Raw genomic sequence first — 14,029 nt, forward strand, 5'->3', positions numbered from 1 at the left:
GCCCCCGAAAGAACCCCTAGCGTGTGATAATAGTCCGCATGCTTCGTTGGACTACCGCAGGTGAATCTCACGGCCAGGCACTCGTTGCACTCATTGAGCACATGCCCGCCGGGGTTCCCGTTTCCCAAGACGACATCGCTCTCCAGCTCTCTCGCCGCCGCCTCGGCTATGGCCGCGGTGCCCGCATGAAGTTCGAGGCCGATGAGCTCACCTTGCTCAGTGGCATTCGCCACGGACTGACTCTGGGCAGCCCAATTGCCATCATGATCGGCAACACGGAGTGGCCGAAGTGGACCACCATCATGTCCCCGGACGCGCTCGATCTCGATGACCCGGAGACCGCTAAGGCGATGGCTTCCGGCCGCGGCGCCCCGCTCACTCGTCCTCGCCCGGGGCATGCCGATTTCGCCGGCATGGTGAAGTTTGATCACGCGGAGGCCCGTCCCATTTTGGAGCGCTCCTCTGCACGCGAGACCGCTGCTCGCGTCGCCGCGGCCACGGTCGCGCGCAACTTCCTCCGCGAAACCCTGGGAGTCGAGGTGCTGTCCCACGTCATCTCCATCGGTGCCTCAGAACCTTATGAGGGCCCGCATCCTAGCTTCGCGGACCTTGAGGCTATCGACGCTTCACCGGTACGCGCCTGCGATAAGGCGGCGGAAGAGTCCATGATCGCAGAGATCGAAACCGCGAAAAAGCAGGGAGACACTCTGGGCGGCATTGTCGAGGTGATCGTGGAAGGCCTGCCGATTGGCTTGGGCTCGCACACCTCGGGTGAAGACCGCCTCGACGCACAGCTCGCCGCCGCCTTGATGGGGATTCAGGCGATCAAGGGCGTCGAGGTCGGCGATGGCTTCGCTGAGGCCCGCCGCCGCGGGAGCGAAGCGCACGATGAAATGGTCCGCACCGACAATGGCGTGGATCGTGAGACTAACCGCGCTGGTGGTCTGGAAGGCGGCATGACCAACGGCCAGACGCTGCGCGTGCGCGCGGCGATGAAGCCGATTTCCACGGTCCCGCGTGCGCTCAAGACGGTCGACATGGCCACAGGTGGGGCGGCTACCGCTATTCACCAACGTTCCGACGTCTGCGCGGTACCGGCTGCCGGCGTCGTGGCAGAGGCGATGGTGGCGCTCGTTGTCGCGCGTGCGGTGCTGGAGAAATTCGGCGGCGATAGCCTCGCCGAAACCAAGCGCAACATCGCTGCCTACCAGGACTACGTGGCAGGCCGACTGGAGTGGGGTGACGCATGAACTCCCCACACGTCGTCCTTGTAGGACCTCCCGGTGCCGGCAAAACCACGATTGGTCGCCGCCTGTCGCGGGCACTGAACTGCGACGTTGTTGATACCGATAGCCTCATTGAGGCGCGCTATGGAAAGAAGTGCGGCGAGATTTTCTCCGAGCTGGGTGAGCCGGAATTCCGCGAAGTGGAAGCCGAGGTCGTGCGCGAGGCGCTGGCTACCACCGGGGTGGTGAGCCTAGGTGGCGGTGCCGTGCTGACAGAATCGACGCGGGACTTGCTCGATAGCCTGACCGTCGTCTACCTCGACATCACACCCGAAGAAGGCGTCACCCGCACGATGGGGGGTACCAGCCGCCCGATTCTCGAGTCGGCGGATCCCCTCGCGCGTTATTCCCAACTCTTGGAGGAGCGACGGCCGCTCTACACCAAGGTTGCGGATTTAAAGGTACGCACAGGCGTGCGCTCCCCGCAGCAGGTGGTGGGCGATATTTTGAGCTTCCTCGAGACTCTCTAAGACACCGGCTTATTGTCACTCCACCCCCGCGACGACTAATGAAGACGACTACTAGCGCTGCTGAAGGAGCCGCTCCCATGCACACCATTCCGGTTAACGGACCATCCCCCTACGAGGTCACGATCGGCAGTGGGCTCAGTGCTGCGATGATTGAGCGCGCCGCCAGTATTGGTGCGGCGAAGGTGGCGATTATCCACCAGCCGCCGCTGTCCCAAGCTGCCCGCAAACTCGCTGAGCAAGCCAGCGCACAGGGCCTCGAGGCCACCCCGGTCGAGGTTCCCGATGCCGAGGCTGCCAAGCAGCTTGATGTATTGGCACGTCTGTGGGATGTGTTTGGTGACGCTGGGTTTAGCCGCCGCGATGCAGTCATCGGCCTCGGCGGCGGTGCCGTCACAGATTTGGCGGGTTTTGCCGCGGCAACGTGGATGCGCGGCATCCCGGTTATTCAGGCTCCGACGACGTTGCTGGCGATGGTTGATGCTGCCGTGGGCGGGAAGACCGGTATCAACACGGCCGCAGGAAAGAACCTCGTTGGTGCGTTCCACGAGCCGGATTCAGTCTTCGTCGACCTGGATCACCTGCGCACTCTGCCCGAAGACGAGATCATCGCCGGATCCGCAGAAATCATCAAGACTGGTTTCATTCACGATCCACGCATCATCGAGCACTATCTAGCGGACCCCGCCGCTTGCCTCAAACCGGAAGGCCTGCTTCCTGAGCTCATCGAGCGGTCCATTGCCGTCAAGGCACACGTGGTGGGCCAGGACTTGAAGGAGTCCGGTCTGCGCGAAACCCTCAATTACGGCCACACCTTCGGCCACGCCGTGGAACGCCGCGAAAATTACTCGTGGCGCCACGGCCGTGCTGTGGCGGTGGGCATGATGTTTATTGCGCACCTGTCCCACGCTCGGGGGCTTATCGACGCCAGCCTCGTCGCCACCCACCGAGACATCCTCACCCGGATCGGGCTGCCCACCACCTATGAGCAGGGCCACTTCGAGGAGTTGCTCGACGGCATGCGGCACGACAAGAAGAACCGCGAGGGCCGCATCCGCTTCGTCGCGCTCACTGGTATTGGGCAAACAACCCGCCTAGAAGACGCCACAGAAGAGGAGTTGCGCGCAGCTTACGCGCAACTGGCCTCGTAGAGTTTCAGCTGACCCCTAAAGTTTAAGGAGCGCACACCATGACCATCCTCGTTCTCAACGGCCCCAACCTGAACCGTTTGGGGAAGCGCCAGCCGGAGATTTACGGCAGCGAAAGCCTAGCGGATATCGAAAGCCAAGTGCGCGCCGCGGCGGGGGAGGAAGAGATCGTCTTCTTCCAGTCCAACCATGAGGGTGAACTCATCGAGCAAGTGCATCGAGCCGCCGACGAAGGCTGGCCCGTGATCATCAACCCAGGCGGCTTTACCCACACGTCGGTGGCGCTACGAGATGCCTTGGCGGAGGTAGCCGATGGCGCCGGTTTCGTCGAGGTTCATCTCTCCAACGTGCATGCACGCGAGGCTTTCCGCCAACACTCTTACCTCAGTCCACTCGCGCGCGGTGTTATCGCAGGGCTGGGCTCGTATGGCTACGTCGCGGCACTGGGGTACCTGCTGGCAAATTAGCTATCATGGAGTATCGCTTGAAAATGATTGGAGTGGTTCTCTCATGGCATTAGCCGATACTCGTTATAGCAACCGTCGCCGCAAGCTTATGACCGAGCTGTCCGGCCAGCGTATTGACGCCATTATTGTTACCCACTTGACGCACGTGCGCTACCTGACAGGTTTTTCCGGCTCGAATGGCGGTTTGTTGCTCCGCAAAGATCTCTCCGCGCTCATGGCAACTGATGGTCGCTACACAACCCAGATTGCACAGGAAGTCCCGGATATCGAAGCCAGCCTTGGCCGCGATGTGGGCCCGCACCTGTTGGAGAAGGCATCCGATGATCTGCGGGTTGGCTACGAGGCGGACTATGTCACTGTCGCACAGCTCGAGCGTCTGGAGAAGGCAAAGCCCGAAGGCGTAACGCTGGTACCCGTCACCGGGGTGATTGAGAAGATTCGCCTGGTCAAGGACAACATTGAACTCCAGAAACTGGAAGAAATTGCCGCTTTGGCAAACCAGGCGCTCACCGAGCTCATCGAGGCTGGTGAGGTAGCTGCTGGCCGCACGGAGCGACAGGTCGCTGCTGACCTGGAATACCGCATGCGCATGCTCGGTTCGGAGCGCGTGAGCTTTGACACCATCGTGGCCTCCGGCGAAAACTCCGCTAAGCCGCACCATGGTGCAGATGACCGTGAGCTGCGCAAGGGTGACTTGGTCACGATTGATTTCGGCGCTCACCTGCGCGGTTTTAACTCCGACTGCACACGCACCTTTGTCATCGGTGAGGTCACTGACTTTGCCCGTGAAATCTACGACATCGTCCTGCGAGCCCAGGAAGCAGGCGTCGAGGCTGCGGTGCCGGGCGCGAAGCTTGTCGACGTCGACGCGGCCTGCCGCGATATCATTACCGAGGCCGGCTATGGCGAGTACTTCGTCCACTCCACCGGCCACGGCATCGGGCTTGACGTGCACGAAGGCCCCTCCGCAGCAAAGACCGGGAAGGGCGAGTTGGCTGAAGGTATGACGCTGACCATCGAGCCAGGCATTTACGTTCCGGGCAAGGGCGGTGTTCGTATCGAGGACAGCCTCTTCATTACCTCCGGTGCGCCGAAGATCATTACGCCCTACCCGAAGGAACTTCAGGTGCTGTAGCCAGCACCCCTTCGCTCCGCTGGTGCCGTGCGTACGGTATGCTTAGACACTGTTTTCATAGTTTCGACTACAAGTAATTTGGGAGAGTCATTTCATGGCAGATACCACTGATTTCAAGAACGGTCTCGTTCTGAAGATCGATAACAAGCTGCAGCAGATTGTTGAGTTTCAGCATGTGAAGCCGGGCAAGGGCCCAGCTTTCGTGCGTACCAAGCTCAAGGACGTGGTCTCTGGCAAGGTAACGGACAAGACTTTCAACGCTGGCGTGAAGGTGGAGACCGCTAACGTCGACCGCCGCGACATGACCTACCTGTACAACGATGGCCAGAACTACGTGGTCATGGATGATAAGACCTACGAGCAGTACGAGCTGCCATTTGACAAGTTCGGCGACGCCGGCAAGTTCCTTCTGGAAAACATGCGCGTCCAGGTCTCCTTCCACGACGGTGAGGCTCTGTTCGGTGAGCTGCCGATCTCCGTTGACCTGAAGGTGGAGCACACTGAGCCGGGCCTGCAGGGTGACCGCTCCAGCGGCGGCACTAAGCCGGCGACGCTCGAGACCGGTGCTGAGATCCAGGTTCCGTTGTTCATTGAGACCGGTAACACCCTCAAGATCGATACCCGTACTGGCGAGTACCTGTCTCGCGTTAACAACTAAGATGACCCAGCCAGAGCCTAACTATAAGCGTCACACGGCGCGCTACCGTGCGCGCCGCCGAGCCGCAGATATCCTCTTCGAGGCAGAGTCGCGCGATGTTGATCCGGTAGCAATCGTGGAGGACCGCGTCGAGCTTGCCCGCGATCCGGAAAATGGTGTGGCGCCGATCGCTGAGTACACCCGCGAGATCGTCAGCGGCGCAGCTGAAGAGTTGGACGCTATCGATGACGCCATCGCCCGGTACCTTTCAAGCGAATGGTCCCTCGAGCGCATCCCTGCTGTTGACCGCGCGATCATGCGCGTAGCGGTATGGGAAATCCTCTTCAACGCGGATGTTCCCAACGCGACTGCGCTCGTCGAAGGCGTAGAGCTTGCCTCGGAGTACTCCAATGACAAGGCCGCGCCCTACATCCACGCGGTGCTGGATGACGTCATCCAAGCCCAGTCCGCGGATAGCCCCATGGCCTCGGCCTCCGCCGAGGACTCTGAGGAGCCCGCTGAGACTGCGGAAACGGAAAGGGACACCGAATAGAACCCCACCGCTAGCGTTAGCTGTTTCGCTAGCTCTCTTCAGAAAACTCCGGCCAGCTATCCTTTGTGAACTGGTCGGAGCTTTGTCTTGGACGGGTTCAAATAGAAAACTGCCCTAGTTGACGAAGTTATTGCCAGATCTTGAGTCAGAGGCAATAACTTTGGCAACTAGGGCAGTTGCGGCGGCGGTGTTCCGTGCTAGAGCAGCGAAGAGAGGAAATCCTTCGTGCGCTGGTGCTGCGGGTTGTCCAAGACCTGCTCCGGGGTGCCGGTTTCGACGACGCTGCCGCCATCCATGAAGACAATGGTGTCGGCGACCTCTCGGGCAAAGCCCATCTCGTGGGTAACAACGAGCATGGTCATGCCATCGGCGGCAAGCTCCTTCATGACGCGGAGAACCTCACCGACGAGCTCGGGGTCGAGGGCGGAAGTGGGCTCGTCGAAAAGCATCAGCTTCGGGTCCATGGCAACCGCACGGGCAATGGCGACACGCTGCTGCTGACCACCAGACAGTTGCACCGGGTAGGCCTCCGCCTTGTGCGCGAGGCCAACCTTTTCCAGCAGCTCCATGGCCTTCTTCTTGGCTTGCTCTGGGCTCTGCTTCTTTACCTGGACCGGTGCCTCGATGATGTTTTCCAGCACGGTGCGGTGGCTAAACAGGTTGAACTGTTGGAAGACCATGCCGATATCCTGGCGCTGGGCGGCGGCTTCCTTCTCGGAGATCTCATAGAGGACGCCGTTGCGCTCGCGGAAACCGATGAGCTCGCCGTCGATGTAGAGTCGGCCGGCCGTGACCTTCTCTAAGTGATTGCAGCAGCGCAGGAAGGTGGACTTGCCGGAACCGGAGGGACCCAAGAGACAGGTGACCTCGCCGGGCATGACGGTGAGGTCGATTCCTTTAAGAACCTCGAGCTGGCCGAAGGATTTGTGCACATTCTGCGCGGAGATCATGGGGGTGGTCATTAGTTCTTTACCTCCGGGATGACAGAGACGTTGCGGGGGATAGTTCCTTCGGCATCCGCTAGCGCGGCCAGCTGGCGGCCGGTGAGCTCGCGGGTGGCGCCGCGCTCAAAGCGGCGCTCCAGGAAGTACTGGCCCACCATGAGCAGAGAGGTGATGGCCAGGTACCACGTCGCGGCCACCATCAGAAGCGGAATGGGCTCGAAGAGCGCAGCGGAGATATCCGTAGCGCGGCCAAAGATTTCGGCGGTGTAGGGAATGGCAACCACAAGGGAGGAAGTCTTGAGCAGAGAAATGAACTCATTGCCGGTCGGCGGGATGATGATGCGCATAGCCTGCGGCAGCACCGTGCGGCGCATGGTCATCCACCAGCCCATTCCCAGGGCCTTGCTGGCTTCCTTCTGGCCTTCCGGAACGGAGGAGATACCGGAGCGGACAATCTCCGCCATGTATGCGGCTTCGTTGAGGCCCAAGCCCAAAACGGAAAGAAGGAATGCGTTAGTGAGCACCTCGGTGAGGGAAATCTCCGCGAATCCTAGGTTGATGGATTGGTAGAGGGCTGAAAGTAGACCCCAGAAAACTAGCTGTACGTAGATTGGCGTGCCACGGAAGAGCCACAGGAAGACCCACGACACGCCTCCCAGCACAGGGTTGGGGGACATGCGCATCACCGCGAGGGCAGCGCCGCCCACGACGCCGATGATCATCGCCAGGATCGTAATGGCAATGGTGTGCAGCGCAGCGGTGGCAATCCGAGTATCGAAGAGATACTGGAAATACGTGCCCCACCCGAAGGCCTCATTGCGCGCCGAGGAGATGATGAACCACACTGCAAGCAGCGCGAGGAGGGTAGCGAAGACCCAGCGCCAGGGGTGGCGCAGTGGGCGGGCTTCGATCTTTTCTGGGGTAGTCGAAGCCGACGACTCCGACGCTGCCGGGAGAGAGGAGTTAGTCATTGATCGGCCTTTCATTAATCATTGCGTGCTCGACGAGGCCCTCGTCGACGCCCCACTTATTGAGTATCTCTGCATAGGCTCCGGTGTCGATGAGGTGTTGGAGTGCCGCGGCCACGGCGGGTCCGAGGTCAGAATCCTTGGGCACGGCGAAGCCGTAGGGTGCCGCGTCGAACATTTCGCCGACCATGGACATACGTCCATCTGAGCGGTTAACAGCCCAGGCAGAAACGGGGGAGTCCGCTGAGAGAGCATCAGCGCGCCCCATCAGGACCGCTAGGGCGGCATTATCGCTCGTGTCATAGGGAAGAATGGTCAGGTCGCCGTCGCAGGCTTCCTGCTTGGGGCGCAGATCGTCGGTCTCCGATACCGTGGTGCGCTGCACCGCGACGGTGAGGCCACAGGGGTTGGATGGGTCCACGTCATTGGGGCCATCGGTGAGTTTCGCCCACTGAATGCCGGCATAAAGAATATCGACGAAATCGAAGTTCTCGCGCCGCTCATCGGTATCGGTGAATCCGGAACCGCCCAGATCGATTTGTCCGGCTTGGACCGCCGGCAGAATCATAGAGAAGTCTTGCTCCACCGGCTGAAATTCAAGCCCCAATACTTGGGCGACGGCATTGGCCAAGTCCATCTCTAGGCCGATGATCGAGCCGTCGGAATCCTTGAATTCGAAAGGCGCAAAAGGCGGGTTCGTGCCTACTGTAAGGACGCCATCGGCATCCTCGTACATCGCGGCAATCTCGGGAACTTCGTCCACGTTGGGCGCAGACCAGCCTTCCGGCAGCGCCGGCTCCACGTTGGTAACACAGCCGGAGAGGGTTGCGGATGCTAGCAACCCGGCAGCGCCCACGATGATGGCCGTTTTCTTTCTCATGCTTTAACTCTCTTGGTAGCTAGCGGCTTTGCGCCGGTCCACAACGATGAAAATGGCCACGATAATGCCACCAATCGCGAACATAAGCAGGATCAGTGGTGTGGAGGCGTCTTGGTCAGCGCCCCACGGCCACAACGCACGCAGGGAGCCGAGCATGAAACCAGCCATGGCTGCAAGGGTGACATCGCGGTGATTATCCAGCAGGTAGTTCAATACCTTGACGAAAGCTGCGAGGCCACACACCGCGCCGAGTGCGAAGACACCCACGACGACCATGTTGCGGTCTGAGACCGCACCGATAATCGGCGCGTAGAGGCCCATGGTCAGCAAAATGAGGGAGCCTGACACACCGGGAAGAACGAGCGCGCACACAGCCACCATGGCCGCTAGGAAAACCACGAGCAGGTTGGGGTCTTCCACTGGGGTGGAGGTGAAGCCGGTGACGAAGAAGATTGCGACGGCGGCGATAACAAGCGCGGCGATGGACGCGGGTGAAACGCGCGACATCATGCTCAGCGGCACGATGATAGACACGGCGACCATGCCGAGGAAGAGCGCGCTGGATAGCGAAACTTGGCCCTCCACAAAGTTATGGAGGATCGTGGAGAAGCCGAAAACGGCGGCGAACATGCCGACGGCTACGGAGACGAGGAAGCCCCATTCGACCTTCTTGAAACGGCCGGAGATGAGATCATTGGCGTTATGCAAAGCGCGCTCATAGATGCCGACGATGAGCGCAACGGTGCCGCCGGAGATTCCGGGGACTAACTCGGCCATGCCAATAAGGGCGCCGCGAATGGCGTTGAAAAGATAATGCATAAACCGAAAGTAACCTTGACTGTCTACCCGGTGGGATTGCCGTGCCGGGAAGAGCGGGTGAGCAGATGACTTTTTATTCTCTCACCACAACGCAGGCTTATGCAAACTATTCAGTCAGTAGAAGGTTATACGCCTTTTACATCGGCAGGCGCTTGGATACTTCACCGTAGATCGAACCCAGGATGGCGAAGACAGTGAGGCCGACGAGGCCGTCGAGAAGCACTGCGTAGAAATTATTCAGCTGAGGATCGTTGGAGGAAGCCGTGGACTTGCGCAGTTCTTGATAGTAAGAAGAGCCTTCAACCTTGGTGGATATCTGCTTGTCCGCGCTGGACTCGGCAGCAGTAGCAGCGGCGGTGCCGCCTACGGTGAGGGCAATGGCGGTGCTCACAGCGATGATAGTGCGACGCATGGCGACGGGTTCCTTTCCATTGAAAACGCTAACACCCCACAACAGGCTCTGTCGTGGGGTGGAATTGTGCCCCTGGTGAGACTCGAACTCACACTACACGGGTTTTGAATCCGTTGCCTCTGCCAATTGGGCTACAGGGGCGCACAAGCAACGATACTAGCGCAGCGGACCAATTCGAACCTAATTGCCTGCCTGTGGCCCTCGACGGTGTCATTGAGCGCAACACGTTAGGATGGGCCGGGTGACTACTTCTCAGCCTCGACTCTTGCTCATTGATGGCCACTCCATGGCCTTTCGCGCATTTTATGCACTGCCCGCAGAGAGCTTCTCCACCTCGGGCGGACAGCACACCAATGCGGTGTATGGCTTTCTTTCCATGTTGGCGAACATTCTGACTGAGGAAAAGCCGGACTTCGTCGCTGTAGCGTTCGATGTGGGCCGTAAGACCTTCCGTACGGAGATGTTCCCTGAATACAAGGCGCAGCGGGAGGCGGCCCCAGAAGAGTTCCGCGGCCAGGTCGAGCTCATCCGAGAGGTCTTGGACACCCTCGGTATCACCACGTTGTCGCGCGATAACTTCGAAGCTGACGACATCGTGGCCACGTTGTCCACTCAGGCCGGCGCGGATTATGAGACCTTCCTGGTCACCGGTGACCGCGACTATTTGCAGCTTGTCGACGACTCCACGACCGTCCTCTATCCCATGCGAGGGGTATCCAAGCTGCATCGCTTTACCCCGGAGGCAGTAGAAGAGAAGTATGGCCTCAGCCCCGAGCAGTACCCAGATTTCGCAGCCCTGCGCGGGGACCCCTCCGATAACCTGCCGTCTGTCCCGAAGGTGGGGGAGAAGACCGCCACGAAGTGGATCACGCAGTACGGCTCTTTGGATGGCCTCATCGAGCATGCCGAAGAGATAAAGGGCGTGGCGGGGCAGAACTTCCGCGACCGCATCGAACAGGTCAAGCTCAACCGACAGCTCACGCAAATGGTGACGGATATGGACCTCGAGGTCGGCCCGGCGGACCTCGGCTTTAAGGGTGCCGTGGCTAGCGAGGTGGCAGCTCGCTTTGATGAATTGGAATTCGGCACGAATCTGCGCGAGCGGGTTCTCAACGCCGTACCGCATGACGCAGCAGCTGAAGCCGCGGCGGCTGAGGAGGCACCAGACGTATCGGTGACCGTGGTAGACACTCCGCTGGCTGAGTGGCTCGAAGACAAAGAACACGTAGCGGTCTTCGTGCAAGGCGACGGAACACCGGGCGCGGGTGATGCCGCCGCACTAGCACTCGTCGATTCCTCCTTCGAGGGACTCCAGATTGAATTGGCGGACCTGGACGCGGCCGATGACGCCGCACTGGCTGCCTGGTTGGAATCGGATGCGCCGAAGTACCTCCACGAGGCAAAGGCGGCATGGCATATGTTGTCCGGCCGGGGAATCGAGCTGCAAGGAATTGCCCACGACACCGCTCTCGCCGCCTATCTCTTGCGGCCGGGCCAGCGCACCTACGCCTTGACGGATGTGTACCAGCGCCATCTGCAGAAGTCCCTCGGGGCTGCCACGGAGCAGCTCTCCCTCTTGGATGACAATCAGCTTGTGGAACAGGCCGGCGCCATCATGGAGCTGGCGGCAGAATTGACGAGTCAACTCCAGGAGATTGATTCCTTCGAGCTGTATACCGACCTCGAGCTGCCTCTGGTGAGCATCCTGGCGCGTATGGAAGCCGCCGGCATCGCGGTGGACCGAGACGTCCTGGAGACGCAGCGCGATGCCTTCATCGAGCAGGTTAACGAGCAAGAGCGCGCTGCCCGCGAGCTCGCTGGTGACGATTCCCTCAATCTGAACTCCCCGAAGCAGCTGCAGGCAGTGCTTTTTGAGACCTTCGATATGCCAAAGACGAAGAAGACCAAGACCGGCTATTCCACCGCGGCCAAGGAAATCGAGCAGCTCGCTGCTACCCACCCGCACCCCTTCTTGGACCACCTGCTGGCGCACCGCGAGTATCAGAAGATGAAAACGACGCTGGAGGGGCTCATCAAGACCATCCAGCCGGATGGCCGCATCCACACCACGTTCAACCAGACTGTGACCTCAACGGGCCGGTTGTCCTCCACGGAGCCGAACCTGCAAAACATTCCGGTGCGCACGGAGGCGGGGCGCCAGATTCGCTCGGCCTTTGTGGTGGGGGAAGGCTATGAAACCCTGATTACGGCGGACTACTCGCAGATCGAGATGCGCGTTATGGCGCACCTGTCTGCTGATCCGGGCCTTATCGAGGCCTACCGTGAGGGCGAGGATCTGCACAACTACGTCGGCTCCAAGGTCTTTGACGTTCCGGTGGATGAGGTCACGCCGGAGCTGCGCCGCCGCGTCAAAGCCATGTCCTATGGCCTTGTGTATGGTCTTTCCGCTTATGGTCTGTCGCAGCAGCTAGGTATCCCGGCACGTGAAGCCAAGGAGATCATGGAGAGCTATTTCGAACGCTTCGGTGGCGTGAAGCGCTATCTCGATGAGGTTGTCGTGCAGGCCCGCAAGGATGGCTACACCTCCACGGTCTTCGGGCGCCGCCGCTATCTACCGGAGCTCAACTCCGATAACCGTGTGGCGCGCGAAAACGCCGAGCGTGCGGCCCTCAATGCGCCCATCCAGGGCACAGCGGCAGACATCATCAAGGTCGCCATGATCCGCGTGGACAAGGCTTTGGAAGGCATGGCTTCGCGCGTGCTCCTCCAAGTTCACGACGAACTCGTCGTGGAGGTGGCGACAGGTGAAACCGAGGAAGTCCAGCGCATCCTCGAACACGAGATGGACAAGGCTATCGAGTTGACCGTGCCCCTCGAAGTCTCCGTGGGCGTGGGCAAGAACTGGGATGCCGCAGCGCACTAGGGAGCGCTTTAGGGATTTAAGTCAAGCCCACCGCGCGCTCGTCCTCGGTGGGCGTGCGGCGCTCCACCAAGCACCCGGCGAGGAGATCGAAGGGAGTTTGTCCCAGCAGTAGGACGCTCAATCCGAGGATGGCCAAAATGGTTGCCTCAACATAGGGGAGTCCTGTCAGTGCAACAAGGGTGAGGAGTAGCCAGCTGTTGCGAATTGCAGCGCTGGCGATGCCGGGATGCTCAGCAATGACCTCCAGCTTTAGCGACCACTTACCCAGGGAGGTCTGCTTTGTCGCCTCCGCCCACACACGGTAGACGTAGAAGACGAGGGCGAGGGCGACGATGTCATATATGGCGCCCGCCCTGCCTGTGAGTGCGGCATCGGTGCTGAGGTTGATGAGCCACTTGAGCACCACGATCACGGCGGCGGCAAGGAAGGCGTCGATCCACCACGCCACCGTGCGGCGCAGAAAGATCCCGAGGCGTTCTTGAAGCATGACTGCCAGCTTAGTTCGCTGCGGCCGGCAAACTCCGCAACAGGGTGGGCGGTGCCGGCCTAGCGCGCTTCGCAGACGAAGATGGCGGTACCGGGGAAAATGGCTCCCCTTTCAGGAGACCACTGGCCCCAAGTGATGTCGAGGCCCTCTGGCCACTCGGGCTCGATGAGGTTGTAAATTTCAAATGAACCACGCACCTGGAGCGCTCGCACCCAATCGCCCATCGTGCGGTGAAACTCAGCATAGGTGAGCTCGCCGTTGGCATCCTGCTCGAGGTAGGCGCGCTCGAAATAGGACAGCTGTGCAGTGAGGTCCTGTGGATCATCGGGGAAGACCCAACGCATGGGGTGTGGCACAGAAAAGACGAAGCGGCCACGAGGGCGCAGAACGCGGTGAACTTCGTACAGTGCCTGGTCAAGGTCGGCTACGAAGGGAAGGGCCCCGAAGGCAGAAAAAGCGATGTCAAAGACTTTATCGCGATAGGGAAGCGCCAGGGCATCTGCTTGAACGAGCGGTAGGCCAGTCTCGGCATGGGAGAGCATTCCAGGCGAGAGATCGAAGCCCGTCGCAAAGCGCGCGCGTCCTTGCAACCACTGCGTGCACGGCGCGGAGCCGCAGCCGAGCTCGAGGACGGTAGCGGAGGAGACGTCGCCAAGCAGCTGCGCTTCAGCCTCATGCAGCATTTCCGGACACCAGTAGAAAGAGGATAGATACTCGGGATGATCTGCGTGGTAGGAGTCGGCGTCATCATCCCAGAAATTACGATTGGCTGCGGATGCAGAAAACGATGCTGAAGACATTCTTCCTTTCCCAATTCTTTTTCCATGTCGTATTTGCCGTTTTAGCTGCGAGGATGTAGGGTTGTACGGGCGTGTCTATGACTCGGGACGCGCTGGGCTACTGTAGGAGAGCTTGGCACGGCTGCGAGTCGGGATTGGAATC

Annotated in this window: 15 protein-coding genes and 1 tRNA gene; 8 read left to right on the top strand and 8 right to left on the bottom strand. The window is 60.2% G+C overall.

What is annotated here, in order from left to right; all coding sequences use genetic code 11:
* Positions 1–38 precede the first annotated feature (38 nt).
* From aroC to nusB, 7 genes are all read left to right on the top strand, one after another.
* A complete protein-coding gene (gene aroC, locus HMPREF2806_RS06845) occupies positions 39–1,250 on the top strand; it encodes a chorismate synthase (protein WP_070516945.1) in 1,212 nt (403 codons plus the stop codon).
* Positions 1,247–1,756 carry a shikimate kinase gene (locus tag HMPREF2806_RS06850; RefSeq protein WP_070516947.1) on the top strand — a complete coding sequence of 170 codons (510 nt, stop codon included), beginning with the start codon at positions 1,247–1,249 and terminating at the stop codon, positions 1,754–1,756. Before aroC ends, HMPREF2806_RS06850 begins: the two co-directional genes overlap by 4 nt.
* Positions 1,757–1,833: 77 nt before the next feature.
* Positions 1,834–2,904: a 3-dehydroquinate synthase gene (gene aroB / locus HMPREF2806_RS06855; RefSeq protein WP_070516950.1), complete on the top strand. Its 1,071-nt coding sequence runs from the start codon at positions 1,834–1,836 to the stop codon at positions 2,902–2,904.
* A 38-nt stretch (positions 2,905–2,942) separates the two neighbouring features.
* Positions 2,943–3,368, top strand: a complete 426-nt coding sequence (gene aroQ, locus HMPREF2806_RS06860; RefSeq protein WP_070516954.1) for a type II 3-dehydroquinate dehydratase — start codon at positions 2,943–2,945, stop codon at positions 3,366–3,368.
* A gap of 43 nt (positions 3,369–3,411) precedes the next feature.
* Entirely contained in the window at positions 3,412–4,503 is a 1,092-nt protein-coding gene (locus HMPREF2806_RS06865; protein ID WP_070516956.1) for a M24 family metallopeptidase, read from the top strand.
* 94 nt (positions 4,504–4,597) lie between these two features.
* Positions 4,598–5,161, top strand: coding sequence for an elongation factor P (gene efp, locus HMPREF2806_RS06870; RefSeq protein WP_046648551.1), 564 nt, complete (start codon positions 4,598–4,600; stop codon positions 5,159–5,161).
* A 1-nt stretch (position 5,162) separates the two neighbouring features.
* Positions 5,163–5,693 carry a transcription antitermination factor NusB gene (nusB, locus tag HMPREF2806_RS06875; protein WP_046648550.1) on the top strand — a complete coding sequence of 177 codons (531 nt, stop codon included), beginning with the start codon at positions 5,163–5,165 and terminating at the stop codon, positions 5,691–5,693.
* Between the two features lie 197 nt (positions 5,694–5,890).
* Here nusB and HMPREF2806_RS06880 read toward each other — a convergent pair whose 3' ends face one another.
* From HMPREF2806_RS06880 to HMPREF2806_RS06905, 6 genes are all read right to left on the bottom strand, one after another.
* Complete coding sequence (locus tag HMPREF2806_RS06880) at positions 5,891–6,655, bottom strand: amino acid ABC transporter ATP-binding protein (RefSeq protein WP_049154586.1); 765 nt, start codon at positions 6,653–6,655, stop codon at positions 5,891–5,893.
* Positions 6,655–7,608 carry an amino acid ABC transporter permease gene (locus HMPREF2806_RS06885; RefSeq protein WP_070513263.1) on the bottom strand — a complete coding sequence of 318 codons (954 nt, stop codon included), beginning with the start codon at positions 7,606–7,608 and terminating at the stop codon, positions 6,655–6,657. Before HMPREF2806_RS06885 ends, HMPREF2806_RS06880 begins: the two co-directional genes overlap by 1 nt.
* Positions 7,601–8,485: an ABC transporter substrate-binding protein gene (locus HMPREF2806_RS06890; protein ID WP_049154587.1), complete on the bottom strand. Its 885-nt coding sequence runs from the start codon at positions 8,483–8,485 to the stop codon at positions 7,601–7,603. Before HMPREF2806_RS06890 ends, HMPREF2806_RS06885 begins: the two co-directional genes overlap by 8 nt.
* A 3-nt stretch (positions 8,486–8,488) precedes the next feature.
* A complete protein-coding gene (locus HMPREF2806_RS06895) occupies positions 8,489–9,304 on the bottom strand; it encodes a DUF368 domain-containing protein (RefSeq protein WP_070513265.1) in 816 nt (271 codons plus the stop codon).
* Positions 9,305–9,440: 136 nt separating this feature from the next.
* Positions 9,441–9,716: a hypothetical protein gene (locus tag HMPREF2806_RS06900; protein ID WP_046648545.1), complete on the bottom strand. Its 276-nt coding sequence runs from the start codon at positions 9,714–9,716 to the stop codon at positions 9,441–9,443.
* Positions 9,717–9,783: 67 nt separating this feature from the next.
* Positions 9,784–9,857: transfer RNA gene (locus tag HMPREF2806_RS06905), tRNA-Leu, on the bottom strand.
* A 91-nt stretch (positions 9,858–9,948) separates the two neighbouring features.
* Between HMPREF2806_RS06905 and polA the strand changes: the two genes are divergently transcribed.
* Positions 9,949–12,600 (top strand): DNA polymerase I, encoded by a 2,652-nt coding sequence (polA, locus tag HMPREF2806_RS06910; RefSeq protein ID WP_070516958.1) that lies wholly within the window; start codon positions 9,949–9,951, stop codon positions 12,598–12,600.
* A 16-nt stretch (positions 12,601–12,616) separates the two neighbouring features.
* On the opposite strand, the gene HMPREF2806_RS06915 is transcribed toward polA, so the two are convergent.
* A complete protein-coding gene (locus tag HMPREF2806_RS06915) occupies positions 12,617–13,087 on the bottom strand; it encodes an RDD family protein (protein ID WP_070516960.1) in 471 nt (156 codons plus the stop codon).
* 59 nt (positions 13,088–13,146) lie between these two features.
* Positions 13,147–13,887 carry a class I SAM-dependent DNA methyltransferase gene (locus HMPREF2806_RS06920; RefSeq protein ID WP_070516962.1) on the bottom strand — a complete coding sequence of 247 codons (741 nt, stop codon included), beginning with the start codon at positions 13,885–13,887 and terminating at the stop codon, positions 13,147–13,149.
* Positions 13,888–14,029 lie beyond the last annotated feature (142 nt).

Origin of the sequence: Corynebacterium sp. HMSC076G08 (assembly GCF_001811515.1) — a bacterium.
GTDB lineage: Bacteria > Actinomycetota > Actinomycetes > Mycobacteriales > Mycobacteriaceae > Corynebacterium > Corynebacterium hiratae.